General features: G+C 70.3%; 29 protein-coding genes. 11 read left to right on the plus strand and 18 right to left on the minus strand.

Features of this window, described 5'->3' with window-relative positions:
• Complete coding sequence (locus tag V1227_RS29085) at positions 1 to 1,098, plus strand: glycoside hydrolase family 76 protein (RefSeq protein ID WP_329788555.1); 1,098 nt, start codon at positions 1 to 3, stop codon at positions 1,096 to 1,098.
• A 145-nt stretch (positions 1,099 to 1,243) separates the two neighbouring features.
• Here the strand turns inward: V1227_RS29085 and V1227_RS29090 are convergent, their stop codons facing one another.
• Positions 1,244 to 2,218 carry a LacI family DNA-binding transcriptional regulator gene (locus V1227_RS29090; RefSeq protein WP_329788556.1) on the minus strand — a complete coding sequence of 325 codons (975 nt, stop codon included), beginning with the start codon at positions 2,216 to 2,218 and terminating at the stop codon, positions 1,244 to 1,246.
• Between the two features lie 33 nt (positions 2,219 to 2,251).
• Between V1227_RS29090 and V1227_RS29095 the strand changes: the two genes are divergently transcribed.
• Both V1227_RS29095 and V1227_RS29100 read left to right on the plus strand, forming a co-directional pair.
• Positions 2,252 to 3,097 (plus strand): PfkB family carbohydrate kinase, encoded by an 846-nt coding sequence (locus tag V1227_RS29095; RefSeq protein ID WP_329788557.1) that lies wholly within the window; start codon positions 2,252 to 2,254, stop codon positions 3,095 to 3,097.
• Positions 3,061 to 3,696, plus strand: coding sequence for a nucleoside/nucleotide kinase family protein (locus V1227_RS29100; RefSeq protein WP_329788558.1), 636 nt, complete (start codon positions 3,061 to 3,063; stop codon positions 3,694 to 3,696). The genes V1227_RS29095 and V1227_RS29100 overlap by 37 nt, the downstream gene beginning before the upstream one ends.
• 2 nt (positions 3,697 to 3,698) lie before the next feature.
• Here V1227_RS29100 and V1227_RS29105 read toward each other — a convergent pair whose 3' ends face one another.
• Positions 3,699 to 4,367, minus strand: coding sequence for a DedA family protein (locus tag V1227_RS29105; protein WP_329788559.1), 669 nt, complete (start codon positions 4,365 to 4,367; stop codon positions 3,699 to 3,701).
• 165 nt (positions 4,368 to 4,532) lie between these two features.
• Between V1227_RS29105 and V1227_RS29110 the strand changes: the two genes are divergently transcribed.
• On the plus strand, positions 4,533 to 5,909 hold the full coding sequence (locus tag V1227_RS29110) for an FAD-binding oxidoreductase (RefSeq protein WP_329788560.1): 1,377 nt from the start codon (positions 4,533 to 4,535) through the stop codon (positions 5,907 to 5,909).
• Here V1227_RS29110 and V1227_RS29115 read toward each other — a convergent pair.
• The 8 genes from V1227_RS29115 to V1227_RS29150 form a co-directional block, all read right to left on the minus strand.
• Positions 5,906 to 7,342 (minus strand): amidohydrolase family protein, encoded by a 1,437-nt coding sequence (locus V1227_RS29115; protein ID WP_329788561.1) that lies wholly within the window; start codon positions 7,340 to 7,342, stop codon positions 5,906 to 5,908. The genes V1227_RS29110 and V1227_RS29115 overlap by 4 nt on opposite strands.
• 90 nt (positions 7,343 to 7,432) lie before the next feature.
• Positions 7,433 to 8,002 carry a TetR/AcrR family transcriptional regulator gene (locus V1227_RS29120; protein WP_329788562.1) on the minus strand — a complete coding sequence of 190 codons (570 nt, stop codon included), beginning with the start codon at positions 8,000 to 8,002 and terminating at the stop codon, positions 7,433 to 7,435.
• Positions 7,995 to 9,230 (minus strand): FAD-dependent oxidoreductase, encoded by a 1,236-nt coding sequence (locus V1227_RS29125; protein WP_329788563.1) that lies wholly within the window; start codon positions 9,228 to 9,230, stop codon positions 7,995 to 7,997. Before V1227_RS29125 ends, V1227_RS29120 begins: the two co-directional genes overlap by 8 nt.
• A gap of 73 nt (positions 9,231 to 9,303) precedes the next feature.
• Positions 9,304 to 10,020 carry a DedA family protein gene (locus tag V1227_RS29130; protein ID WP_329794139.1) on the minus strand — a complete coding sequence of 239 codons (717 nt, stop codon included), beginning with the start codon at positions 10,018 to 10,020 and terminating at the stop codon, positions 9,304 to 9,306.
• Between the two features lie 23 nt (positions 10,021 to 10,043).
• On the minus strand, positions 10,044 to 10,238 hold the full coding sequence (locus V1227_RS29135) for a hypothetical protein (protein ID WP_329788564.1): 195 nt from the start codon (positions 10,236 to 10,238) through the stop codon (positions 10,044 to 10,046).
• Between the two features lie 4 nt (positions 10,239 to 10,242).
• Entirely contained in the window at positions 10,243 to 11,394 is a 1,152-nt protein-coding gene (gene nagA / locus V1227_RS29140; protein WP_329788566.1) for an N-acetylglucosamine-6-phosphate deacetylase, read from the minus strand.
• A complete protein-coding gene (locus tag V1227_RS29145) occupies positions 11,394 to 12,302 on the minus strand; it encodes an ROK family protein (protein WP_329788567.1) in 909 nt (302 codons plus the stop codon). Before V1227_RS29145 ends, nagA begins: the two co-directional genes overlap by 1 nt.
• A gap of 232 nt (positions 12,303 to 12,534) precedes the next feature.
• Positions 12,535 to 13,098, minus strand: a complete 564-nt coding sequence (locus V1227_RS29150) for a SigE family RNA polymerase sigma factor (protein ID WP_090046037.1) — start codon at positions 13,096 to 13,098, stop codon at positions 12,535 to 12,537.
• A 40-nt stretch (positions 13,099 to 13,138) separates the two neighbouring features.
• Here V1227_RS29150 and V1227_RS29155 point away from each other — a divergent pair, with 40 nt between their 5' ends.
• Positions 13,139 to 13,423, plus strand: coding sequence for a YciI family protein (locus V1227_RS29155; protein ID WP_329788568.1), 285 nt, complete (start codon positions 13,139 to 13,141; stop codon positions 13,421 to 13,423).
• Here the strand turns inward: V1227_RS29155 and V1227_RS29160 are convergent.
• Both V1227_RS29160 and V1227_RS29165 read right to left on the minus strand, forming a co-directional pair.
• Complete coding sequence (locus V1227_RS29160; RefSeq protein ID WP_329788569.1) at positions 13,413 to 14,264, minus strand: SDR family oxidoreductase; 852 nt, start codon at positions 14,262 to 14,264, stop codon at positions 13,413 to 13,415. The two genes, V1227_RS29155 and V1227_RS29160, sit on opposite strands and share 11 nt — an antisense overlap.
• A gap of 44 nt (positions 14,265 to 14,308) precedes the next feature.
• Entirely contained in the window at positions 14,309 to 15,232 is a 924-nt protein-coding gene (locus V1227_RS29165) for an aldo/keto reductase (protein WP_329788570.1), read from the minus strand.
• A gap of 38 nt (positions 15,233 to 15,270) precedes the next feature.
• On the opposite strand from V1227_RS29165, the gene V1227_RS29170 reads away from it, so the two are divergent.
• Positions 15,271 to 16,053 carry a TIGR03620 family F420-dependent LLM class oxidoreductase gene (locus V1227_RS29170; RefSeq protein WP_329788571.1) on the plus strand — a complete coding sequence of 261 codons (783 nt, stop codon included), beginning with the start codon at positions 15,271 to 15,273 and terminating at the stop codon, positions 16,051 to 16,053.
• On the opposite strand, the gene V1227_RS29175 is transcribed toward V1227_RS29170, so the two are convergent.
• The gene (locus tag V1227_RS29175) at positions 16,043 to 16,327 is read right to left on the minus strand and encodes a DUF427 domain-containing protein (RefSeq protein WP_329788572.1); all 285 of its coding nucleotides are present in this window, start codon (positions 16,325 to 16,327) and stop codon (positions 16,043 to 16,045) included. The genes V1227_RS29170 and V1227_RS29175 overlap by 11 nt on opposite strands.
• 157 nt (positions 16,328 to 16,484) lie before the next feature.
• On the opposite strand from V1227_RS29175, the gene fbaA reads away from it, so the two are divergent.
• Positions 16,485 to 17,519 (plus strand): class II fructose-bisphosphate aldolase, encoded by a 1,035-nt coding sequence (fbaA, locus tag V1227_RS29180; protein WP_090102494.1) that lies wholly within the window; start codon positions 16,485 to 16,487, stop codon positions 17,517 to 17,519.
• 154 nt (positions 17,520 to 17,673) lie between these two features.
• Complete coding sequence (locus tag V1227_RS29185; protein WP_442916379.1) at positions 17,674 to 18,810, plus strand: IS30 family transposase; 1,137 nt, start codon at positions 17,674 to 17,676, stop codon at positions 18,808 to 18,810.
• Between the two features lie 57 nt (positions 18,811 to 18,867).
• Here the strand turns inward: V1227_RS29185 and V1227_RS29190 are convergent, their stop codons facing one another.
• Complete coding sequence (locus V1227_RS29190; RefSeq protein ID WP_329794140.1) at positions 18,868 to 19,695, minus strand: NAD(P)H-binding protein; 828 nt, start codon at positions 19,693 to 19,695, stop codon at positions 18,868 to 18,870.
• 85 nt (positions 19,696 to 19,780) lie between these two features.
• Here V1227_RS29190 and V1227_RS29195 point away from each other — a divergent pair, with 85 nt between their 5' ends.
• Positions 19,781 to 20,152, plus strand: a complete 372-nt coding sequence (locus V1227_RS29195; RefSeq protein ID WP_329788573.1) for a winged helix-turn-helix transcriptional regulator — start codon at positions 19,781 to 19,783, stop codon at positions 20,150 to 20,152.
• Here the strand turns inward: V1227_RS29195 and V1227_RS29200 are convergent.
• Positions 20,132 to 21,247 (minus strand): hypothetical protein, encoded by a 1,116-nt coding sequence (locus V1227_RS29200; RefSeq protein WP_329788574.1) that lies wholly within the window; start codon positions 21,245 to 21,247, stop codon positions 20,132 to 20,134. The genes V1227_RS29195 and V1227_RS29200 overlap by 21 nt on opposite strands.
• Positions 21,248 to 21,535: 288 nt before the next feature.
• Between V1227_RS29200 and V1227_RS29205 the strand changes: the two genes are divergently transcribed.
• Together V1227_RS29205 and V1227_RS29210 are read left to right on the plus strand one after the other, a co-directional pair.
• Positions 21,536 to 21,946 carry a DUF3151 domain-containing protein gene (locus tag V1227_RS29205; protein ID WP_236220924.1) on the plus strand — a complete coding sequence of 137 codons (411 nt, stop codon included), beginning with the start codon at positions 21,536 to 21,538 and terminating at the stop codon, positions 21,944 to 21,946.
• Positions 21,947 to 22,460: 514 nt separating this feature from the next.
• On the plus strand, positions 22,461 to 23,621 hold the full coding sequence (locus V1227_RS29210; protein ID WP_329794141.1) for an FUSC family protein: 1,161 nt from the start codon (positions 22,461 to 22,463) through the stop codon (positions 23,619 to 23,621).
• Here V1227_RS29210 and V1227_RS29215 read toward each other — a convergent pair.
• The 3 genes from V1227_RS29215 to V1227_RS29225 form a co-directional block, all read right to left on the minus strand.
• Positions 23,530 to 23,781, minus strand: coding sequence for a hypothetical protein (locus V1227_RS29215; RefSeq protein ID WP_090102594.1), 252 nt, complete (start codon positions 23,779 to 23,781; stop codon positions 23,530 to 23,532). The genes V1227_RS29210 and V1227_RS29215 overlap by 92 nt on opposite strands.
• The gene (locus tag V1227_RS29220) at positions 23,781 to 24,410 is read right to left on the minus strand and encodes an HNH endonuclease family protein (protein ID WP_329788575.1); all 630 of its coding nucleotides are present in this window, start codon (positions 24,408 to 24,410) and stop codon (positions 23,781 to 23,783) included. The genes V1227_RS29215 and V1227_RS29220 overlap by 1 nt, the downstream gene beginning before the upstream one ends.
• 103 nt (positions 24,411 to 24,513) lie before the next feature.
• Entirely contained in the window at positions 24,514 to 25,122 is a 609-nt protein-coding gene (locus tag V1227_RS29225; protein ID WP_329788576.1) for a hypothetical protein, read from the minus strand.
• Positions 25,123 to 25,200: the final 78 nt, after the last annotated feature.

Below are 25,200 nucleotides of genomic sequence, written 5' to 3' on the forward strand. Positions count from 1 at the left end.
GTGGTGATCGCGAAACTGCTGGCGGCGCGTGCGGGCGTCGCGGAGCGCGCGGTGTACTCCAGGCACCTGCGGCGTGTCTGGGGTGTGCCGGGCACGCTCCTCGGAGCGGGCGCGTGGCCCCCGCTCTTCAAGGACAAGATCCACACGAGCTTCAACTACTGGTGGCAGGCCCACCTGCTCGACTGCATGGTCGACGGGTACCTGCGCTCGCCGAGCGAGCTGCGCAGGAGGGCCATCGGCAAGCTCGTCCGCGGCATCCGGGTGCGCAACGTCCTGGGCTGGACCAACGACTTCTACGACGACGTGGCGTGGCTCGGCCTCGCGCTGCAACGCGTCCAGCACGACGTCGGCATCGCGAAGCCCAAGGCGGTGAACGCGATCGCCGAACGCCTGCGCGACGGCTGGACCGACCACGCCGGCGGCGGCATCTGGTGGAAGCGCGACGACGACTTCAAGAACGTCCCGGCCAACGGTCCCGCCGCGATCTTCCTGGTCCGCCAGAACGAACGCGCCGACCTCGCCCGCGCGCGGTCCATCGTGGACTGGGTGGAGGAGCACCTGGTCGACCCCGGCAGCGGCCTCGCGTGGGACGGCCTGCACGTGCACCCCAACGGCGAAATCCGCGAGTACGAGAAGAACATCTACACGTACTGCCAAGGGGTGCTCATCGGCGCGTGCGTCGAGCTGGCCAAGCACGGCCAGGCGGGCAAGTGGCTCGACAAGGCCGCCCGCACGATCACCGCCGTGCACGACGACCTGGCCACCAACGGCGTCATCAAGGGCCGGGGCGGCGGGGACGGCGGCCTGTTCGGGGGCATCCTCACCCGCTACCTCGCCCAGGCCGCGCTGGCGATCCCCGATCTCGACCCCGACCGGCACGAGACCGCGGACCTGGCCAGGGAGCTCGTGGTCCGGTCGGCGGAGGCCGCGTGGCTCAACCGCACGGTGGCCATCAGCGGGCCGCTCTTCGGTCCCGAGTGGACCGAGCAGGCGCGGGAGGAGGAGGGCCGCGACCTGTCCGTCCAGCTCGGCGCCTGGATGTGCCTGGAGGCGGCCGCCCTGCTCGAACGGAGCGGCCTGGACGTCGCTACGGCCTGATGCAGCTCAACAGCGCCTTGGCCTTCGACCACGGGCCCCCGTCCGCGCCGCCCCACTCGACGGCCCGCAGCCCGCACTCCGCCGCCAGCTCACCGATCTCGGGGGACCGTGAGCTGCCGGAACGTCACCGGGACGAGTCCCGGGATCAGCACCCGCAGGACTGCCTGTGCATGAGCGAGGGCGGGAGCCGGATGGTCTCCGGGGCCCTCTCCGGGTCGGCGATCCGGGACAGGAGCAGCTTCACGGCGGTCCGCCCGATCTCCTCGACCGGCTGCGCCAGCGTCGTGAGCGGCGGCTCGATCAACGTCGCCCACTCGACCTCGTCGTAGGCGACGACGGCCAGGTCGGTGCCGAGCTTCAGGCCGCGGGCGCGGGCCTCGTGCAGCATGCCGACCGTGACGAGGTGGTCCGCCGCGACGACGGCCGTCGCCGGGTCCTCCTGGTCGAGCAGCGGCGCGAGCCAGCCGCTCTGCGAGACCAGGGCCTCGTCCCACTTCAGCCCGGCACGGCCGAGACCGAGGCGGTAGCCGAGGATGCGCTCCTCGGTCGTCGCCACGCCCGCCTTGCCGCAGACGATGCCGATCCGGCGGTGGCCCAGCTCGGCGAGGTGCTTGACCAGCCCCGACGTGGCCTGCACGTTCTCCGGGCCGACCTGGTCGATGTCCTTCGCCACGGTCAGCCGGTCCACCAGCACCGTCGGGATGCCGAGCCGCTTGAGCTCGGGCAGCACCAGGCCGCCGGCGCCGGCCGACGGCGTCAGCAGCAACCCGTCGACTCTTCGCGAGCGCAGCATCCTCACCGCGGCCTGCTCCGACTCGGGGGTGTCCCTCGTGTCGATCAGCACGAGCGAGTAGCCGCTGCGGGTCGCCTCCGACTCGATGGCGGCGATCAGCTCGGCGAAGTACGGGTGGGAGACCAGCGACACGGCCAGGCCGAGCGACTTCGTGCCGCCCATGACCAGCGACCGCGCGATGGCGTCGCCCGTGTACCCGGTCTCGTCGATCGCCTTCTGGACGCGCTCGCGCGTGTCCCCGGCGACCGGTCTCGTCTCGTTGATCACGTGTGACACCGTGGTGATGGAGACCCCCGCGAGAGCCGCGACATCCCGCATGGTGACCATGGCTCGGACCTTACCCGTTTGGAGGAAGCCCTGATGGCAGCCGTGCTGTGTGTCGGGCTCACAACTCTCGACGTGACCCAACGGGTGGACGCCTTCCCGGAGCCCGGGCAGAAGGTCCGCTCGCTCGGCGCGGTGCTGTCGCCGGGCGGTCCCGCGGCCAACGCCGCCCGCGCCGTCGCCGCGCTGGGCGGGAGGGCCTCGTTGCTCACCGCGTTGGGTGGCGACGCACTGGGTGAATTCGTGAGGGCTTCCTTGGACCCGGTCCACGTCACCGCCGTGCCCGGTACGACGCCCGTGAGCATGGTCGTCGTCAGAGACGCTGATGGGGAGCGCACGGTCGTCTCCCGCAACGCGTCGGTGCCCGTCGAGGCGCCTGATTTGTCCGAACTGCTGGCCGCCGTGGACGTCGTCCTCTTGGACGGGCACCACGACGGCCTGGTGCTTCCCGCCGCCCGGCGGGCGAAAGCTCTCGGATTGCCTGTGGTGCTCGACGCCGGGAGCTGGAAACCTGTCCTCGATCACCTGTTGCCGCTGGTGGACGTCGTCGCCTGTTCGTCGGGGTTCGAGCGGTCCGAGGCCGAGGTGCACTCCCGTGGAGTGCCGCTGGTCATTCGCACGCAGGGTGCGAAGCCGGTGACCTGGTCTCGGAACGGCTCGACCGGCGAGGTGCCCGTGCCGGCGGCGGAGGTGAAGGACACGAACGGTGCCGGCGACGTCTGGCACGGCGCGTACGCCTACGCGCTCGCGTCAGGGGCGGACCCGGTGGCAGCCATCGGCTTCGCGTCGGAGGCGGCCGCCGTTCGCGTCGGTGCGGTCGGGGACTGGGTTGAGGAGCTGGCGCGGTGGCAGGACAGCAGGTCAGGTTCGACGAGCTGCTAGAGCGGGCTCGGGTGCTCACGGACCAGGGAGAGCGGAAGGTCCTCGGCATCAGCGGGGCACCCGGCTCGGGCAAGTCGACACTCGCGCGACGGCTCGTCGAGGCGCTCGACGGCCAGGCGGTGCTCGTCGAGATGGACGGTTTCCACCTCGCGCAGAGCGAGCTCGAACGGCTGCGGCTGGTCGAGCGCAAGGGCGCGCCCGACACGTTCGACATCCCCGGCTACGTCGACCTGCTCGGCCGGATCAAGGCGTGCGGGCCGGACATGATCTACGCGCCGCAGTTCCGCCGCGAGATCGAGGAACCGATCGCGTGCGCCGTGCCGGTGCACCCGGACGTCCCGCTCGTCGTCACCGAGGGCAACTACCTGCTGCTCAACTACGACAAGTGGAAGCGCGTGCGGATCATCCTCGACGAGGCGTGGTTCCTGTTCATCGACGAGGACGTGCGCGTGCAGCGGCTGATCGAACGCCACCTCCGGTACGGGCGCACCCTGTCGGAGGCGGAGGAGCGCGTGCTGCACGGCACGGACCACGTCAACGCGCTGATGGTGAACTCGTCCAAGGGCTCGGCGGACCTGCTGATCACCGAGGTGCTCTGAACTCAGCCGGCGTGCGGGTGGCTGATGTGCTCCAGGTCCTCGCCGGCCTCGTCGATCGGCTTGCGCATCTCCTGGCGGTAGCGCCAGATGCCCCAGCCGGTGCCGCCGAGGAAGAACCCGACGCTGACGACGATCGCCGCCGTCTCGAGCCACGGCAGCGCCTGCAGCACGCCCGCGCCGTAGTAGCCGGCGAGCACGAGCGTCGGCACCCAGGCGATCGCGCCGATGGTCGTGGCCAGGGTGAACCGGCGGACGTCCATGCGCGCGGCACCGGCGATCATCGGTGCCAGCGTGCGGATCCACGGGATCCAGCGGGCCAGCACGACGGCCCAGAACCCGCGGCGGTCGAGGAACTCGCCCGCGCGTTGCAGGTTCTGCCGGTTCAGCACCTTGCCGCCCTTGCGCGCGAGCACGCGCGTGCCGGTACCGCGGCCGATGTAGTACCCGACCTGGTTGCCGACGACGGCCACGACGAGGGCCACGAAGGACAGCGCCCAGGCCGACAGCTCGCTGTTGTGCGTGGCCAGCACGACACCGGCGGCGAACAGCAGCGAGTCACCGGGCAGGAACAGCCCGAAGATGAATGCGCACTCGACGAAGATGAAGCTGAGCACGATGACCCACACGGCCACCGGACCCGCGGTCTCCAACGAGGCGAAAGCATGCGCCACGGTGAGCCAGCCTACGTCGTGCCGTGCCGGCGGCAGGGCGACATCGCGTCGACGCGTGGGCGAAATCTGGATTGAGCACGCTGAGTCATGGCGTGAACCTCCTCCTGGTGGGACCACTCCGAGTGAACCAGCCGCTCCGGTGCCGTGCGCACTAGCGTGGAGCGCATGGAGACGTTGCTCGCTGAACTCCGCACCGCAGTGGGTGACCAGGGCGTCCTGACCGATGCCGACGTCACCGCGAGCTACCGGCGCGACATGATGCCGTTGGCGCCGCACGGCAGTCCGTTGGCCGTGGTGTTCCCGGTGAGCACCGAGCAGGTCCAGGCCGTGGTGCGGGCGTGCGCGCGCCACCGCGTCCCGATCGTCCCGCGCGGTGCCGGCAGCGGCCTCTCGGGCGCCGCGAACGCGATCGAGGGCTGCGTCGTGCTGGTCACGACCAAGATGAACGCGATCGTCGAGATCGACGCCGACAACCGCCTCGCCGTGGTCGAGCCCGGCGTCGTCAACCTCGACCTGCGCGGCGCCGTCGAGAAGAACGGCCTGTTCTACCCACCGGACCCGAGCAGCTACGACTGGTGCACGATCGGCGGCAACCTCTCCACCAACGCGGGCGGCCTGTGCTGCGTGAAGTACGGCGTGACCACCGACTCGGTGCTGGGCCTCGAGGTGGTGCTGGCCGACGGCGAGGTGCTGCGGACCGGCCGCCGCACGGTCAAGGGCGTCGCGGGCTACGACCTCACGAAGCTCTTCATCGGCTCCGAGGGCACGCTCGGCGTGATCACGCGGGCCACCCTGGCGCTGCGGCCCCTCCCGCAGGCCCCGGCCACGCTGGTCGCCGCGTTCGGCAGCACCGCCACCGCGGGGGCCGCCGTGAGCCGCATCGTCCGCGAGGGCCTGGTGCCGTCGTTGATGGAGATCATGGACCGCACCTCGATCAAGGCCGTCGAGCAGTACCTGAAGACCGAGATCGGCGCCGGACCCGGCTGCGCGGCGCTGCTGATCTGCCAGTCCGACGCGGGCGGCGAGCAGGCCCGGCACGAGCTGCAGCAGATCGAGGCCATCTGCGACGAGGCCGACCTCGTCTACGCGACCCACGACGTCAACGAGGGCCGCGACCTGCTGACCGCGCGCCGGGCCGTGCTGACCGCGCTGGAGATCTACGGCTCGTGGCTGACCGACGACGTGTGCGTGCCCCGCACCCGCATCGCCGAGCTCATCCAGGGCTGCGAGGACATCTCGGAAGAGGTCGGGTTGAAGATCGCCGTCGTCGGCCACGCGGGCGACGGCAACATGCACCCGACGATCGTCTACGACCCCGCTGACGCCGACCAGTTCGCACGGGCCCGGAAGGCGTTCGACGACATCCTCGCGCTCGGCCTCTCGCTCGGCGGCACCATCACCGGCGAGCACGGCGTCGGCAAGGTCAAGCGCGAGTGGCTGGCGCAGGAGATCGGGCCGGTCGGGCTCCGGGTCCACCGCGAGGTCAAACGGGCGCTGGACCCGGAGAACCTGTTCAACCCGGGCTCGATGTTCTCGCTCTAGCAACAGGTGGTGACAGCCGGCGGCATCGGTTCCTGCGCCGCCTTCTCCACCTCGTCGAGCATCCGCTGCCTCTCCGCCGGTCCGAGCACCCGCCCGCGCGTCAGCACGGTGTGGATCCGCCGCGTGTTGCGGATGTCGGCCAACGGGTTGCCGTCGAGCACGACGAGGTTCGCCGGCGCACCGGGCTTCACGGCGGCGTTGCGGGTGCCGGACTTCAGCGCGTCCCCTGGCGACAGACCAGCGTCCACCAGCAAATGCAGCTCGTCGTGCACCGAGAAGCCGGAGAACGAGTACGGGTTGCCGGCGTCCGTGCCGACCAGGACCTCGACGCCGTGGGCGTGCATCTCGGCGACCTGGTCCTGGCGGCGCCGGAAGAACTCGGCTTGGTCCCGGACCTCCCGCGGGGTCACCGGCACCCAGTTCTCCAAGCCGTCGCGCCAGTGGTCGCGGTAGAAGGCCGGCATGTACTTCATCCGCGGGTCGTCGGAGAACGCGTCCGCGGGGCTGGAGTACACCCGCATGGCGACCAGCGTCGGGCACAGCGCGGAACCGTTGCGCCGCAGGCGGTTCGCCAGTCGCGCGGCCTTGCTCCGGCTGTGCGAGAGGGTCGCCTGGCGTTCGAGCTCCAGCACCTGCTTGAACCACGCGAAGGAGTTCGCCGGGTCGAGGAGCAGGTCCGCGATCGCCTGGCGCAGCTGGGTTTCCCGCGTGCTGGTGGCGAGCGGGAGGCCGTACACGTGCTCGAAGGTGCGCTGACCCAGGTCGCTCGCGTCGCCCAGCGCCACGTGGTTCGAGCAGTGGCCCGCGAACGTGATGGCCTGCCGCGCGCACTCGTCGGCGATGGCCACGAGCGTGGGGCGGTCGAGGTACGAGTAGACCTTCACGAAGTCCGCGCCCTGCGCCTTGGCGTCGCGCACGGCCTGGCGGCCCTCGTCCGGGGTGCCGACGACCAGGGCGCCGGGCAGCGTCGAGTGCGGACCGTCGACGATCGAGCTGCCGACGACCAGGCGGGGGCCGAACACCTCGCCGCGCTCGATCCGCCCGCGCAGCTCGTAGATCGGCGGGAAGCCCCACATCTCCCGGATGCCCGTCACACCGTTGACCAGGCACAGCGGCAACGTGATGCGGTCCAGGAACGCGCCGTGCACGTGCATGTCCCACAGGCCGGGGATCACGTACCTGCCCGCGAGGTCCAGCACCGCGCAGCCGCGGGGCAGCGGCAGGTCGCGCGAGCCGACGGCGAGGACCTCGTCGCCCGCCAGGACGATCGTGGTGCCGGGGCGGACCCCGGACGAGTCGACGAGCGTGACGCCGCGCAGCGCGGTGACGCCGGCGGAGGCGCCCGCCCGGCCCGGTGCGAGCAGGCCCGCGCCCGCCGCCACACCGAGTCCGGCCAGCCATCCCAGCACCTCACGTCGAGTGGTGTCAGTCATGCCGTTCAACCAACACTCTGACGTTGCGGGAGGCTCAAGTCCTTTCGAGCTCGGGCACCGACGATCTTCGCGGTTCAGACCGCTGGAGGCCTAGAGGTGGTAGCCGAGCTGGAGCAACACCTTGTGGAGGTAGGCCTCCAGTTCTTCCGGGGTGTTGTGCTCCGGACGGGTCAGCGCGCGGTAGAAGAGCGCGCCCGCGGCCATGTCCACGACGACGTCGAGGTCCGTACCGGGCGGAAAACCGGAACGCACCACGTCCTTGAGCACCGCTCGCCGCGGCGCGATGAACAGCTCCCAGTACCGCCGCATCAGCTCGAAGTTGTCCGCCGAGGCACCGATGATGCGGCGCAGCAGCTGCACGGACTGCCCGTTCGACAGCAGCGCCGCCCACCCCCTGAGCGTCTCCTCGGGTGGCGCGACCGCCATGCGTCCGGGATCGAGCGCCGCGACGGTGCGCGGCAGCTCGATCACGCTGAACAGCAGGTCCTCCTTGGTGGCGAACCGGCGGTAGACCGTCGCCCGCGTCACGCCCGCGCGCTTCGCGACCTGCTCGATCGAGGTGCCGTCGAGACCGCGTTCCAGGAACAGCTCGAAGGCCGCGGTCAGGATCGCGGCGTCCGCCTCGGGGTCGCGGGGACGCCCAGAACTTCGTTCAGCCACGCGGAAAGCCTCTCGGGGAAGACGGGCCGCGCCACGCCAGGCGCGCGTCCGGACGCACCAGCAGCGTGTCACCGGCGCGTTCATGGTGCACGACGTCCCCCAGCCGCTCCCGTGCCACCTCCAGGCACGCCGGCGGCCCCGCCAGCACCCACCTGCCGACGCGCGCGAACGCCGGGACGCGCTCGCCGCCGCGTCTCCCCGTGGCGAGCGGCCCGCTGTACTTCAGGTCGAGCTGCGAGGTGAACCTGACCAGCCGGCGCTGGACGGGCGCGGCGGCGAGCAACGGCCACAGCAGCCGGTCGCGGATCGTGCGCGTCAGCAGGCCGGGGCCGAGCACCAGCCTCGTCGCCGGCGTGGTCGAGGCGAGGACCCGCGCGCCGATCGGACGCCGCTCCGCCTCGTAGGTGTCGAGCAGGCGCTCCGAGGCCCGGTTCCGGACCACCAGCGCCAGCTTCCAGGCCAGGTTCTCCGCGTCGCCGAGACCGGTGTTCATGCCCTGGCCGCCCACCGGGCTGTGGATGTGGGCCGCGTCGCCTGCCAGGAAGACCGTGCCGCGCCGGTAGGTCGCGGCCTGCCGGCGGTGGATGCGGAACGTCGACTCCCACTCGACGTGGTCGACCGGGCCCGGCGTCCAGCGGCCGCCGTTCGGAGACATCACCCGCCACTGCCCGCCGGGGAGCGGGAAGATCGTCGTCATCGACGGGCCGTCGGTGTGGACGTGGATCGACTCCCGGTCCAGGTCCCAGGCGGCGTGGACGTCCCGCAGCAGGAAGTTCTCCATCACCTGCGAGCCCTCGAACGGGATGCCCGCCCGCTTGCGCACGGCCGAGTGGGCACCGTCGCAGCCGACCAGCCAGTCGTCGGCCGGGACGGACTCGACCGGCGTGCTCCACTCGACCTCGACGCCCAGTTCCGACAGCCGGGCGCGCAGGCGTTCCTCGACGAGGGCCTGCGACACGACCAGCTGCCCGGCCTCGCGCAAGGCGGTCATGTCGAGTGCCTTTTTGCCGTTGATGCGCAGCGCCCGCAGGCGCACCGCCTTCTCCGCCAGGTCTCCCAGGGCGCCGAGTCTCGCCAGCACCTCGGCTCCCCCGGGTTGCAGACCCATCGCCCTCGACGTGGTGGCCGGTCCGTCGGCCGCGTCCACGACGCGCACTTCCACTCCGCACTGCCTGAGCCCGCACGCCAGCGCCATGCCGGTCGGACCCGCCCCCGCGATGATGACCATACGAATACAGTACAGCTCTGTATTCAAATCTCACAGGAGAAAAGCCCGCCCGTGCTCCGGGCGGGCTCTCGGGTCAGCGTTCGACGCGCGGGATGACCTGCGTCGCGTCGTCGTGGAGCGTCGCCTCCATGACCTGGGTGATGTCGTCGGCCTCTTCCTCGATGAGCGACTTCTTCTCCCGGCGCGCCTTGATCACCTCGATGATGATCGGCACGATAGACAGGAACACGATGGCGAGCAGCGTGATCTCGAGGTTGTCCTTGATGAAGGACACCTGGCCCAGGAAGTAGCCGAGCACCGTCAGGCCCGCGGCCCACGCGACGCCGCCGATCGCGGAGTACGTGAAGTACTTCTTCGGGTCCATCTTGCCGACGCCCGCCATGGCCGTGATGAACGTGCGGACGATCGGCACGAAGCGGGCCAGGACGATGGCGCGGGCGCCGTACTTGTCGAAGAACTCCTGCGTCTTGTCGACGTACTCCTTCTTGAAGATCTTCGACTCCGGCTTGGCGAACAGCGCCGGACCGGCCTTCGCGCCGATGTAGTAGCCGACGACGTTGCCGACGAAGGCGCAGATCGTCAGCAGCACGCAGACGAGCCAGAGCGGGGTGTCGATGGTGCCCGCCGCGACGAAGAGACCCGCCGTGAACAGCAGCGAGTCGCCGGGCAGGAAGAAACCGACGAGGAGCCCGCACTCCGCGAAGATGATGAGGCACAGACCGATGAGCATGTACGGGCCGAGCCCGTTCAGCAGCACGGTGGGGTCCAGCCAGTCAGGGCCCAATGCAATCGTCACGGCGACAACGGTACAGGTCAGCTCAGCGTGATCACTGCCGCCACCGTGCCCGCTGCCAGGCCCAACAGCAGGGCGAGGCCCAGCACCCACCACGCGGACATGGGTGCGGGGCGCTCTCCAGCGATCTGGGCAGGTGCGACAAATCCGGCATTCGTGCTGGTCGCCTGCGCGCGCAGCGCGTCGGTCACCAGCCGCTCCGGATCGTCCGCCATCCACCTAGTCCTTGACCCACTCGCCCCTGACCATCACGTCCCTCGGCTTCAATTCTGCATCCAGCACGACGAGGTCGGCCGCGCAGCCCGCCTGCAGCTTGCCGGTGTCGAGGCCGAGGAGCTCGGCGCCGCGGGTCGCGGTGGCGTACGCGGCTTCGACGAGGGTGAGGCCGCAGGAGTTGACGGCGTTGCGGAACGCCACGTCCATCGTCAGGGTGCTGCCGGCCAGCGCGGCGCCTCCTGCCAACGTTGGCACCCCGTCGACGACGCGCACCTCCAGGCCGCCGACGTCGTACACGCCGTCGCCGACACCGGCGGCCGCGATGGCGTCGGTGATCAGGATCGTGCGCTCCGTGCCCGCGTGGCGCGCGGCCAGGCGGACGGCGGTCGGGTGCAGGTGCACGAGGTCGCAGATCAGCTCGACGGTCACGCGTTCGTCGTCCAGCAGGGCGCCGATCGGACCGGGCTCGCGGTGGTGCAGCGGGCGCATGCCGTTGAAGAGGTGCGTCGCCACGGACGCGCCGGCGTCGACGGCCGGCCGGACCTGGGCCTCGGTGGCGTCGGTGTGGCCGATGGCGGCGATGACGTCGTTGTCGACGAGCTGGTGCACGGCCCGCACCGCGCCTTCGAGCTCGGGGGCGACGGTGATCATGCGGACGGTGCCCTTGCCCGCGTCGAGCAGCTTCGTCACGGCCGTCTGCTCCGGCGGGCAGAGGATGGCCGGGTCGTGCGCGCCGCAGCGGGCGGCGGACAGGAACGGACCCTCCAGGTGGATGCCCGCGACGACGCCCTCCTGCACCAGCTCGGCCAGCGCGGACACCTGGTCGGCCAGCTCGGGGACCGGGCGCGAGACCAGCGAGGCCAGCAACGTCGTGGTGCCGTGCCTGCGGTGGGCGGCGGCCGCCTTGCGGATCTTCACCGGGTCGCTGCTGGTGAACGCGTCACCGCCACCGCCGTGGCAGTGGATGTCGACGAACCCCGGCACGACCGTGCCGCCGGCGACGTCGGTCGTCGGGCCGTCGGGCGCGGCGCCCTCGCCGACCCCGGCGATCCTGCCGTCGCGGACGCTCACCCACCCGTTCTCGAGCACCCCTCCCGGCGTGACGACCCGACCACCGGTCAGGGTCACGTCGACTGGTCCACCCCACGTGCTCATCACGCCTCCAGCGTGTCGATGGCCAGCAGCGCAGCGCCGAGGAAGCCCGCCTCGTCGCCGAGCGCCGCGAGCCGCAGCTCCGGTCGGCGCTGGAAGGCGATCAGGCCGTCCAGCCTTTCCCTCAGCGGCTCCACCAGCAGATCTCCCGCCAGCGCGAGCCCACCGCCGAGCACCACGGCCTCCGGTCCGAGCAGCGTCGCCAGTACCAGGATGCCCCTGGCGAGCGCGTCCACGGCCTCGTGCCACACGGCGACGGCGTCCTGCTCCCCGTCCCTCACCCTGCGTGCGACCTCGGCGGCACCGTGGACGGGGATGCCGGTGCGCGCGGTGTACCGGCGGGCGATCGCCGCGGAGGACGCCACCGTCTCCACGCAGCCGATCTGGCCGCACGCGCAAGGCACGCCGTGGCCGACGTCCACATGTCCGATCTCACCCGCGTAGCCCCCGCCGCTGAAGATCTTGCCGTCCAGCAGCAGCGCGCCGGCGATCCCGGTGCCGATGGGCATGATCACCGCGGTGCGCAGGTCCTTCGCGGCCCCCATGCGGCACTCGGCCAGACCCGCGGCACGCACGTCGTGACCGAACGCGACGGGGATCCCCAGCCGTTCGGTGAGGACGGTGCTGAACGGGAACCGGCTCCACGGCAGGTTCGTCGTGTACACGCCGACGCCGTTGGCCTCGTCCACGATGCCCGGCGCCACGATCCCCACGGCGTCGATCTCGTGCTCGGAGGCGTTGCTCAGCTCGGCGACGAGCTCGGCGATGACGTCGAGGAGGGGCTCCAGCTCGCCGGGAGTCGGGCGGCGGGCGTGCTTCTGCGCCGCCACCGCCTCCGAGGTCCCGGTGACGAGCGCCGCCTTGGTTTCGGTGCCACCGATGTCGACGGCGACCACGTGTCTGCGTGCCACGGGGACTGATCCTGCGCCATGAGAGGCCTATTGGTCTATACCAAGTACCGATTTGGGCGCGTGCTTCTACGAGCTGAAACCGCCCGCATCGGACGAAACGACTTCAGCTGGGAAACGGTGAAGTTTGCTTACTACTGGGACGGTACGGGTTCGCGGCCGGTTGTGCGCGTCGAGCAGGCTCCGCGCAGCCGTCGCCGGGCCCGGTGCGCGCCCGCCGAGCAGTGCGGCCGAACTAGCCCGCCATGATCTTCTGCAGCGCGTCGAGCGCCCGCGAGGCCGTCGACTTCACGGTGCCCTTCGAGATGCCGGTGGCCTCGGCGATCTCCGCCTCCGACAGGTCGCCGTAGTACCGCAGCACGAGCACCTCGCGCTGGCGCGGCGGCAGCTGCTGCAACGCCTTGACCACGGCCTGGTGCTCGGCGGTCAGCATCGCGAGCGACTCGGCCGAACGGGCGTTCGCCACGTGCGGCGGGGTGTAGTCGCGGGCGGTCTTGCGCCGGCGCAGCACGCTGCGCGAGCCGTTGACCACGGCGGTGCGGAGGTAGCCGACGGCCGCCTGGGCGTCGCGCAGGCCCTTCCAGTTGCGGTGCAGGCCGGTGAAGGCCTCCTGGACCACGTCCTCGGCCGTCGCGGGCTCGTCCACGAGCAGCAGCGCGAGCCTGATCAGGCGCATGCGGTGCTGCTTGTAGAGGTCTTCGAGCGTGAGCGGCCCTGCGGGAGGTCCTGCGACGCCGTCCTTGATTCGCAGGTTGGTCAGGGTGTCCTGCACGGTGCGCGGGGTTTCTTCGCCAACCACGGGGTAGGACGGTACCGGTCAGCTTCACTACGGTGGTGGCATGGCCCGCTTTGCAGTCGAATTGGTGTTCGGTCCCGACAGCGAGAAGCGCCTCGCGGTGCGCCCGGCACACCGCGAGTACATCGCCTCCCTCGCCGAGAAGGGCGTGGTCCTGGCCGCAGGCCCGTACGCGGACGACACCGGCGCCTTGATCATCTACGAGGCCGCCGACGAAGCCGCCCTGCAGGAGGTCATCGCCGCCGACCCCTACTCGCCCGCGAACGTCGTCACGAAGTGGGACGTCCGCCCGTGGAACGCGCTGCTGGGCTCCTGGCTCACCGACTAGCGGCCTGACCGCCCGGCCCGACCAGGCCCGACGTGTCCTGCTGGGCCATCTGCCGGTCGGCGTCGGCCACCTCCGCGATCGCCTGGCGGTCCACGACCACCGGCGTGAACGCGCGGAAGTACTTCAGAGCGCCGACCCAGCCGGGGACGTGGACCGCCTTCGCCCGCTTCTCGATGCCCCTGACCACGGCCCTGCCGACGTTGCGGACCGGGTACTTCTTGCCGGCGAGGCCCGGCATGCCCTGGCGCAGCTTGCCGAAGACCGGGTGCTCGTCGGCGCTGTTGACCATGTCCGTGGAGATCCACGAGAAGTACGCGGTGCCGACGTCCACGCCCAGGTGCCTGACCTCGGCGCGCAGGCTGTCCGCGAACGCCTCGCAGCCCGCCTTCGCCGCCGAGTAGGCCGCGTTGCCGGGGATGTGGACGATCGCCGCGAGCGACGACACGACCAGGCAGTAGCCGCGGCTGCGGATCAGGTGCGGCAGCGCCGTGCGGACCGTGCGCCACACGCCGAGCAGGTTGACCTCGATGACCCGCTCGAACGCCTTGGGGTCCATCGACCGCACGAAACCCGTGGCGGCGATGCCCGCGTTCGCGACCACGACGTCGATGCCGCCGAAGTGCTCGGCGACCTCGTTCACGACGCGTTCGAGCACGTCCCAGTCCGTGACGTCGACTTCCCACGCCTTGCCGCCGGTCTCTCGCGCGACCTCTTCGAGCTGGGCCTTCTCCAGCCCGACGAGCGCGAGGCGAGCCCCCCGTGCGGCCAGCTGCCTCGCCACCTCGGCGCCGATGCCCCTGGCCGCGCCGGTGATCAGTACCACCTTGCCCGTGACGTCCATGCCGTCACGGTAACCCAACCTACTCCCAGTAAGCTACTGGCAAGTTAAATTGCGCTCAGGCGGTCCACCTCGGCCTGGGTGAGTTCGAGGGTCAGCATCGGCAGCAGGTCGCTGAGCTGCTCCGACGTCCGTGCGGACGCGATCGGCGCGACCACCGTCGGCTGCCGGGCGAGCCACGCCAGGGCGACCGCGGCCACCGTGGTCCCGTGCGTCTCGGCCAGCTCGTCGAGGACCTCCAGCACCTGCAGGCCGTGTTCGTCGAGGTGGGCGGAGGCGGCCTTCGCCCGGACGCTGCCGACCTCCACGCCCGGCCGGTACTTGCCGGTCAGGAAGCCCTTCGCGAGCGACCAGTACGGCACGGTGGCGAGACCGTGCCCGGCCACCACGTCCCGCAGGCCGCCCTCGAACTTCGCGCGGCTGACCAGGTTGTACTCGGGCTGCAGCGCCACGAACCTCGCGAAGCCCTCGCGCTCCTGGACCTCCAGGGCCTCCGCCAGCCGCTCGGCGGAGAAGTTGGACGCGGCGACGTAGCGGACCTTGCCCTCGCGGACGAGCCGGTCGTAGGCGGCCAGCGTCTCCTCGAGCGGTGTGCCGGGGTCGTCGCGGTGGTTGTAGTAGAGGTCGATGTGGTCGACACCGAGCCTTTTCAACGACCGTTCGGCGCTGCTCAGGACCGTTTCGCGCTTCTGGTTGTCGAACCCGGCGAGCATGCCGACCTTCGTGGCGACCACGACCTGGTCGCGGTCGCGCCCGGCCAGCCACCGGCCGATGATGGTCTCCGACTCGCCGCCGGAGTTGCCGTCGGCCCAGGCCGAGTACGAGTCGGCGGTGTCGACGAAGTTCCCGCCCGCCTCGGCGTAGGCGTCGAGCACGGCGAACGACCGGTCCTCGTCGGCGGTCCAGCCGAACACGTTGCCGCCCAGGCACAGGCGTGAGACGTCCAGGTCTGTCGTGCTCGAGATCGGCATACTGCGCAAGGTAGTCCGCCACGACGAATGGGGTTCGCATGCTGGGAACGTTCGGTGTCTGGGGCTCGCACTTCGAATGGGCTTCGAAGATCGACGAGATCGCGCGGCTGGAGGAGCTCGGCTACGGCGCGTTCTGGATCGGGGCCTCGCCCGACATCGCCCTCGTCGGGCAGGCGCTCGACGCCACGAGCTCGATCACGATCGCCACCGGCATCACGAACGTCTGGCAGACCGAGCCGGAGGAGGTCTCCGCCGAGTTCCACCGGCTCGCGAGCGACCGGTTCCTGCTCGGCGTCGGCGTCGGCCACCGCCAGCTCGACCAGGCCTACGAGAAGCCCTACGACAAGCTCGTGGGCTACCTCGACCGCCTCGACGTGCCGGCCGACAGGCTGGTCCTCGCCGCGCTCGGCCCGAAGGTGCTGCGCCTCGCCGCCGACCGCACCGCGGGCGCCCACCCGTACCTGGTGCCGGTCGAGCACACCGCCGAGGCGCGCAGGGCGCTCGGCGACAAGCTCCTCGCACCCGAGGTCACCGTCGTCGTCGAGGAGGACCCCGAGGCCGCACGGGCCATCGCCCGCGAGCAGCTGGCGCTCTACTTCACCCTCACCAACTACGTGGACAACTGGCGCCGGTACGGGTTCTCCGAGGAGGACGTGAAGGGCTCGGACCGCCTGATCGACGCCCTCGTGGCGCACGGCAGCCCGGACCAGGTGGCCGCCAAGCTGCACGCCCACGTCGAGGCGGGCGCCGACCACGTGGCCGTCCAGTCGCTGAACGGCCACTACGCGGAACTGGCCGGGGCCCTCGGGCTCAGGCGGTGATCTCGACGCCCTTCCAGAACGCCACGCGGCCCTTGATCTCCGCGGCTGCCTCCTTGGGCTCCGCGTAGTACCAGGCCGCGTTGGTGTTCTCGGCGCCGTCGACCACCAGCGAGTAGTAGTTCGCGTTGCCCTTCCACGGGCAGTGCGAGGTGTGGTCGGTCGGCTTCAGGACGTCCGGGGCGACGGACTCCAGCGGGAAGTAGTGGTTGCCCTCGACGACGACCGTGTCGTCGCTCGAAGCGATGATCTTGCCGTTCCACTCAGCGGTTGCCATGTCCTCCAGTGTCCCCGTACTGGCGAGTAGTGCAGACCGGCTGGTCAACTGGTACTTGATCGATCACTCTGTGAGGACGGCCACTGCGGTGGCCCCCTGACACCGCCTCGTAGGATGCGGGCTGACACCCGTTCAGGGCGCCTGAGGAGGACCACCGATGCCCATCGCAACTCCCGAGGTCTACGCGGAGATGCTGGACCGGGCCAAGGCGAACGAGTTCGCCTACCCCGCCATCAACGTCACGTCGTCGGAGACGCTCAACGCGGCTCTGCGCGGCTTCGCCGAGGCTGAGAGCGACGGCATCATCCAGGTCTCGACCGGCGGTGCCGAGTTCGCCTCGGGCACCAAGGTCAAGGACATGGTGACCGGCGCCGTCGCGCTCGCCGAGTTCGCGCACGTCGTGGCCGCCAAGTACCCGGTGAACATCGCGCTGCACACCGACCACTGCCCGAAGGACAAGCTCGAGGGCTACGTGCGTCCGCTGATCGCCATCAGCCAGGAGCGGGTGGACAAGGGCGGCAACCCGCTCTTCCAGTCGCACATGTGGGACGGCTCCGCGGTGCCGCTGGAGGAGAACCTCCAGATCGCGTCCGAGCTGCTCGACCTCTCCGCCAAGGCCAAGCTCGTCCTCGAGATCGAGGTCGGCGTCGTCGGTGGCGAGGAGGACGGCGTCGACAACGAGATCAACGACAAGCTCTACACGACGCCCGAGGACTACCTGAAGACCGTCGAGGCCCTCGGCACCGGCGAGAAGGGCCGCTACCTGCTGGCCGCGACCTTCGGCAACGTGCACGGCGTCTACAAGCCGGGCAACGTGAAGCTGCGCCCGGAGATCCTCAAGCAGGGCCAGGACGTCGTGGCGGAGAAGCTCGGCCTCGCCGCCGGCTCCAAGCCGTTCGACCTGGTCTTCCACGGCGGCTCCGGCTCGCTGCTCGAGGAGATCCACGAGGCCGTGTCGTACGGCGTCATCAAGATGAACATCGACACGGACACGCAGTACGCGTTCACCCGTCCGATCGCGGCGCACATGTTCTCGAACTACGACGGTGTGCTGAAGATCGACGGCGAGGTCGGCAACAAGAAGACCTACGACCCGCGCAGCTACCTCAAGGCCGCCGAGCAGGCCATGGCCGCCCGCATCGCCCAGGCGTGCGAGCACCTCAAGTCGTCGGGCCGCATGATCGCGGGCTGATCCACGGCTTCGCACGAAGGCCCCCGGTCTTGGGTTCTAGGGATCGTTGCAACACCTGAGTTGTTCAGGGGTTGCAGTGTTCGAGATCCGTGAGGACCGGTCGCCGCAGGGACGTAGGAAGTTGGTGGCGGAGCGCCGCCAATATCTTGATCTTGTGGCGAAGGGTGTGGGCACCGCGCAGGCGTGCCGGATTGTCGGGATCAACCGGCGGACCGGGCATCGGTGGCGGTATGGACGCAAGAGCCAGGCCGGACGGAAGGCGGACCAGCCGCCCGCCGTCCGGCCTGCGCCGTCGACGGGCCGGTTCCTGTCTCTCGACGAGCGGATCGTGATCGCCGACCTGCTGCGGGCGGGGCGAGGGGTGCGGTCGATCGCCGCCGAGCTGGGCCGCCCGCCGTCCACCGTCAGCCGGGAGATCACGCGTAACCGTCATCCCGGCTCGGGTGACTATCGGCCGCACGCGGCCCAGGACCGGGCCGACCGGCGCCGGCCGCGCCCGAAGACGCGCAAGATCACGGCCTGCCCCGAGTTGCGGGAGCGGGTGCAGGGCATGCTGGACGACCGGTTCAGCCCCGAGCAGATCAGCCGCCGGCTGCGCCGCGACCATCCCGACCGGCCGGAGCTGCACGTGACCCACGAGACGATCTACCAGACGCTCTACCTGCAAGGCCGCGGCGAACTACGCCGCGAGCTGGCCCGCGCGCTGCGCACCGGCCGCACCGTCCGCAAACCCCGCCGCACCGGCGAAGCCCGCCAGCCCCGCTTCACCCACCCGATGATCATGATCAGCGATCGGCCCGCCGAGGCCGAGGACCGCGCCGTCCCAGGCCACTGGGAAGGCGATCTGATCATCGGCGGCGGCGGCACCTCCGCGATCGGCACCCTGGTCGAACGCGCCACCCGCTACGTGATGCTCGTGCATCTGCCCGCACGCCATGACGCCGAGACCGTCCGCGACGGCCTGATCACCACGATCGGCACCCTGCCCGCACATCTGCGCCAGTCACTGACCTGGGACCAAGGCTCGGAAATGGGCCGTCACCACGAGTTCAGCGTCGCCACCGGCACGCCCGTCTACTTCTGCGACCCGCACAGCCCCTGGCAACGCGGCTCCAACGAGAACACCAACGGCCTGCTACGCCAGTACTTCCCCAAAGGCAGCGACCTGTCCGTCCACAGCGCCGAGGACCTCGCCGCCGTCGCCGCACAACTCAACCGCCGCCCACGCAAAACGCTCGGCTGGGACACCCCAGCCGAGCGCTTGACCAAGCTCCTGGCCCAAGCCAGTTGATCACCTGTGTTGCAACGACCCCTCGAATTCGCCGGTGTCCGCCGGGGGCCTTCCTCGTCAGCGGAACGCCTCGACGTGCCGGGCGACCCAGTCGGCGAACGTGCGCGGGGCGCGGCCGAGGACCTTCTCGACGTCCGGGCTCACCGCCACCTCGTCCGGCGTGGGCGCGCCCAGGATGTCCAGCGTGTCGTCGGCGAGCTCGCCCGGCATCAGCCGTTCCAGTCCCGCCCTGGCCTCGGCGCGGGTGAGCTCGTGGAACCGCACGGGTTCGCCGAGCGCGTCCGCGATCGCCTCCGCCTGCTGCCGCGGCGTGATCACCTCCGGCCCGGTGAGCTCCAGGACGCCGTTCCTGTCGCTGAGCAGGGCGGTGGCCGCGACCTCGGCGATGTCCGCCGGGTCGATGATCGGCAGGCCGATGTCGCCGAACGGCGCCGCGACGGTGCGCTGGGCGCGCACGGACTCGGCCCACCACAGCGCGTTGGACGCGAACCCACCCGGCCGCAGGACCGCCCAGTCGAGACCGGACCCGCGCAGCACGTCCTCCAGCCCGCGCAGCTCGACCCGCGTCGTGCCGAACGGCCTGGTCCGCACGCCCAGCGACGACAACAGCACCACCCGGCCCACCCCGTGCGCGACGGCCCGTTCGACGAGTCGGACGGGACTGGCCCCCACGGCGTGCAGGTCTCCGGACAGCAGCAGGAACAACGCCTTCGCGCCGTCCAGCGGGAGGGTGTCCGGCCGGGAGAGGTCGGCCCGGACGTGCCGCACGCCCTCCGGCACCTCGGCGGTGTTGCGCGACACGGCCACCACCTGCTCGCCCGCCTCGGCGAGTGCCTTCGTGAGGGGTCGTCCGATGTTCCCGGTCGCTCCGGTCACCACGATCATGTCCAGCTCCTTCGTCATTGGTGGAGGCGACGTTAGGAACCGGGCTTACATTTCGTAAGGACGTACCTGGAGGTAAGCTCCCGCCGTGGAGGTCGGAAAACAGTTCACGCTGGCGGGCGCAACGGGGCGGTATGAGGTGTTTCACACCACCTGCCCCGCGCGCGAGATGGTCGACCACGTCACCAGCCGGTGGGGCATCTGGGTGCTGATCGCCCTGCAGACCAACGACCTCAGGTTCTTCGAGCTGCGCGAGAGCATCGTCGGCATCAGCGAGAAGATGCTGTCCCAGACGTTGCGCGGACTCGTCGCCGACGGCCTGATCTGGCGCAGGGTGGAGCCGACGACCCCGCCCCAGGTCACCTACGGGTTGACCGAGTTCGGGCGGGACGTCGGCGAGCCGCTGGCCGACCTCTTCGGCCGGATCACCAAGAGGCTGTCAGCCCAGCTCGAGGCGTGACGCGACCAGCTGCGTCCGCGGCCGCCGGACCGCGAGGTCCCCGGCCGTCCACAGCACCGCCAGCAGCACGGCCGTGACCGCCGCCGACGAGAACGAGATGGGCGGCCCCCACAGGTACTCCTGCTGGAACCAGATGCCGACGTACCCGACCGTCGTGACGGCCGCCGACCCCAGCACGGCCGCGGCCGGCGTGGGCATCTCGACGGCGTGCACCGCGTCGATCGCGAGCCCGACGAGCACCAGGAACAGCGGCACGGCGGACTTCGGGAAGTCGATGCCCGCGAGCAACGGCCAGATCAGGCACCGGTAGGCGACGTAACCACCCACCACCGCCGTGGCCGCCCACGGCCGGTTGATCGTCCTGCGTGCGATGACCAGCACGATCGCCGCCGCCACCAGACCCCACACCGGGTACACCCAGTCCGCGATGGGCAGCGCGAAGTTCACGACCGCCTCGCGCCCGACCGGGACGCCGAGCTGGTCGGCCGCGAACTGCAGCAGGATCGGCTCGGCCTCGGGCCGGCCGCTGTCGTACGCCTGCAACGCGCGCACGCCGTACTCCTGGTGCTGGTTGGGGAACCAGACGTTCTCCAGGAAGAAGAACCACAGCGCGACGAGCCCGAACGTCCTGGCGCGGCCCTCGGGGAAGAACTTCATCCACCCGCGGATGGCGCCGGCCAGCATGACCGCCGTCCCCAGGTACAGCAGCGCGTGCGACCCGCTCCAGCTCGTGATGTCGAGCCCGTTGACGCGGTGGTTGATGACGTCGATCGGCAGCGCGACCAGGAAGATCCCGCACCCGACCTGCATGAGCCGCAACGTCAGCCTGTCGGCGCCGTACCCGGTGAACGTGTGGAACAGCGTCAGGCAGACCACGATCACCGTGCCGACCGTGTTGATCAGGTGCGGCGGCGCCAGGTCGTCGCGCAGCCACTTGAAGTGCCACGAGACGTCCCACGACGACCCGATCAGCTTGAGCAGCAGGCCCACGAGCCACAGCTGGTAGAGCTGCTTCGTGAGCACCGCCGGTGTCTCCCTGCCCGGTGTGCCGCGCTCCCAGTAGCGGTCCCGGAACTGCCTTGCCCCCTGGATCATCCGAACATCATGAGCGCAGCCCCGGTGTCCAGGAAGGCCGAACGGCCCTGGTTTTACCCTGATGTTTCCGATTCGTGTGCACGATGGGGTGAACGGAGTTGAACTCCTGTGGTGCCGATCGGCAAGGTGCACGGCCATGAGCAGTGACTCGACCGACAACTACAAGGCGACCCGGAGCCAGCGGATCGTCGCCGGGGTGCTCGTCACCGTGCTGATGCTGGCCGTGGTGGCGACCGTCTTGAGGATGTTCGTCTAGCCCGTCGATCAGGATGCGGCACGATGGGGCGCATGCGTGAGAACCTCCTCGGACCTGAGCCGACCCGTCTTCCCGAGCGCCCTGAGGCGCAGGCTGCTGCTGATGGTGGGACTGATCCCGGCAAGATCGTCCGGGCCTACCCGGACTTCTCCGAGGCCTGGGCCTTGTTGGCTGAGCGGGCGCTGCACGCCGGTGATCCGGTGGCGGCCTACGCGTACGCCCGGACCGGCTACCACCGCGGGTTGGACCAGTTGCGGCGATCCGGGTGGAAGGGCTTCGGGCCCGTGCCGTGGGCGCACCGGCCCAACCAGGGCTTCCTGAGGGCGCTGGCCGCTCTGGCCCGGGCCGCCCGCGAGATCGGGGAGGACGAGGAGTTCGAGAGGTGCTCGAAGTTCCTCGCCGACTCCGATCCCGAGGCGCCTGCCGCGTTGGGGCTCGGCTGAGGTTCCGCTGGTTGTCGGACCCTGGTTGTCGGACCCCTTGAGTAGGTTGTGTTGCGAGGGGTCCTGAGGGTGGGGGGACGCCTGCGTCAGCTTGCGGTTTGCGCTGGTTGTGGCAGTTTGGGTGGCGTCCCCCGTGTTGCGTGCGGCCTGGTCGCTTTGCGTTGGTCCCCTGGGGGCTCTGCCCCCAGACCCCCGGCAATCTGATCGGGGGCCCGCGCCGTTGGCGGGTTGATGGCACGCCTGTTCCGTTGGGCGGCTGCCGGTTGCGTCCGTTGTGGGTGTGGGGCCGGTGGGGCCGCCTGAAAAGCCAAGAGCAAAAGCCAAAGCAAAGCGGCTCGCTTCGGCTTCGTGGGCGGCTCGCCTTCGGCTCGCGCTGGAGTGCTCCTCGCCTTCGGCGTCGTGGTGTGAGGTTGCTTGCCCTGGGGCAAGGAAATGTGTCCCCGCAGGTTGTGACTGGTGGCCGTTGGTTCGAGACTGGCGGCGGGCAACAGTGGCGAACCAGGTCGGGGTGGGTGTGGGCGCGGTCAAGGAAGCCGTCGGGCGTGGGCTGACGCGGTGGCGTGCGGCTGCTTTGCCGATCGTCCAATGTGCTCTGTCCGCCGGGTTGGCCTGGACGGTGGCCACTGCGCTCATCGGGCATGAGCACCCCTTCTTCGCGCCCATCGCCGCTGTTGTCTGCCTCGGGGTGTCGTTGGGGCAGCGGTTGCGGCGTGTCGGTGAGCTGGTCGTGGGTGTTTCGGTCGGGGTCGGGGTGGGGGACGCGCTGATCGGGTGGATCGGTAGTGGGCCCTGGCAGATCGCGTTGGTCGTGGCGTTGGCGATGTCGACGGCCGTGTTGCTGGATGGCGGGACGGTCATCGCGTTGCAGGCCGGGTCGTCCGCCGTGCTGGTGGCGACGCTGTTGCCACCCAGTGCCGGTGGTGGGTTCGACCGGATGATCGACGCGTTGACCGGGGGGCTCGTCGGGCTCGCCGTGGCGGCGCTCATCCCCGCCAACCCGATCACGGTGGCGCAGCGGCAGCTCAAGGTGCTGACGAGCACGTTGAGCGGTGCGTTGAGGAACCTCGCGGCGGCGTTGGACGAGAAGGACGCGGTCAAGGCCGCCGGGGTGCTGGCCGAGTTGCGGACCAGTCAGACGACGATCGACGACTACAAGTCCGCGTTGCAGACGGGGAGTGAGATCGCGAAGATCGCGCCCATCCGGTGGCGGTCCAAGGACGAGCTGAGCCGGTACCAGACCGCCGCGGGGCCCGTGGACTACGCGATTCGCAACACGCGGGTGCTGGCTCGGCGGACGATGGCGGCGTTGAAGGCCGATGAGCGGATCCCGGACGGGGTGCCGCAGGTGCTCGTGGACTACGCGGACGCCGTGGACTGCCTGAAGGGCGAGCTGGAGAAGGGCAGGGAGCCGAAGGCGACCCGGGAGGCCGTGCGGGACGCCGCGCGGGAGCTGACCGCGCGGCGTCTCGGCGGGGACGGGTTCTCGTCCAAGGTCGTGCTGGCGCAGATCCGCAGCGTCGCGGTGGACCTGCTGCAGGCGACAGGGCTCAGCCGGGGTGAGGCGATGGAGGCGTTGCCGCCCCTCAGCCCTCCGGGCGGTGCAGAAGCCCGTGCAGAAGGGAGTGCACCTGCTCGTGATCTCGAGGATCGGCCAGGACGCACGAAGCGCCCGTGATGGCGTACCACTCCTCCGCGCCCTCGTAGCGGACCAGTGCGCGCAGCTTCCCGTCGTCGGAGAGGTCCGTGCACAGCTCCAGGTCTCCGGTGACGACGCCGACCTCGTCGGTCATCACGCCACCGGGGCCCGCCACGAAGAGCGTGGAGAGGGACGCCATCAGCACCTTCCGAGCATGCCCGCCAGTTCGGTCTTCTCCGCCGAGTTCACGCTGAGGTTCCAGCGGTACTTGGTGTGTACCCACATCTTGGCGTAGGTGCACCAGTACGACGACAGCGGCGGCTTCCAGGTGGCCGGGGTCTGGTCGCCCTTGGCCTGGTTCACGTTGTCCGTCACGGCGATGAGCTGCGGGCCGGACATGTCGTTGGCGAACGCCTGGCGCTGGGCGGTGGTCCAGGAGGCCGCCCCCGAACGCCAGGCCGCCGCCAGCGGCACGATGTGGTCGATGTCCACATCGGACGCCGCGGACCAGGTCGCGCCGTCGTAGGGCGAGTACCAGCGGCCCGAGGTGGCGGCGCAGCTCGAGTCCGTCACGACGTTGGTGCCGTCGCGCTTCAGCACGGCCTCGCGGGTGTTGCAGGTGCCCGACTGGGTGATCCAGTGGGGGAACTTGTCGCGGGAGTAGCCCGTCATCGAGCCGTCGGCGCGGACCGTCAGGCCGGCCAGCTCCGACTTGGCGGTGGCAGCGGTGGGGATGTTCGGCGGTGTCGCGAGCGCAGGGGAAACGGAACCGAAGGTGATGGCCGCGGCGGCAACCAGGACACCCAGGGCTCGGTTGACTTTTGACATCGTCCCGACCTTCCTCGTGGAAAGTGATCGGGACCACCCTTGGTCACAATCTGAAATTAGGCAATGCCTTCGAGTGACACTCAGATGAATGACAAGCGCACGGCTAGACGCCTCGGACGAGCCTCAAGTCCTCGGTGTGGCGGTACCAGGTCCACTTGTCGACCGGCCTCGGGTGCTTGTGGCCGTCGAGGACGGCGGTCGTGGGGAGGCAGCCGAGCTGGAACGCCCGCGGCCGGCTCTCGCTGACCTTTGAGCCGAACAGGCGCTTGTTGATGATCCTGATCGTCAGGCCGAGGCCGCCCTCGGTGTCGGGCGTGCACTCGATCCGGGACGCCTGCCCGCGCAGCACGTTGTCCGCGTCGCTGTAACCAACGCCACGAACCGGTGACAACACGCCGAGGCCCATCAGCACGCCGCCGACGTCGTCGCGGACCAGCGGGACGGGGTCGACGTCACCGTTGAGGGCGACGTCGAGGGCCCGGCCGGGGTCGGTCGACAGGCCCCAGAGCGCCGCGACGGCCGACTCGCCGACCGGGACGTAACCGAGGGCCACCGAGCCGAGCTTCTCCTTGCGCAGCAACCGCAACGCGACCGTCGCGAGGTCGGCGTCGGTGCCCGCGACGACGAGCCGTTCGGCGTCCAGGTGGGCGTCGACGTGGTCCTTGCCGGGACGCGCCGGGACGGTGTGGACGTCGTCACGTTGAGCGATCATCGGCAACTGCGTGTTTCCGCAGGCCAACACGATTCCGCGCACGGTCATCTCCTGGTCTACCCTCACTTACCGGCATTC

The sequence above is a fragment of the Lentzea sp. DG1S-22 genome (assembly GCF_036321065.1).
GTDB classification, from domain to species: Bacteria; Actinomycetota; Actinomycetes; order Mycobacteriales; family Pseudonocardiaceae; genus Lentzea; species Lentzea jiangxiensis.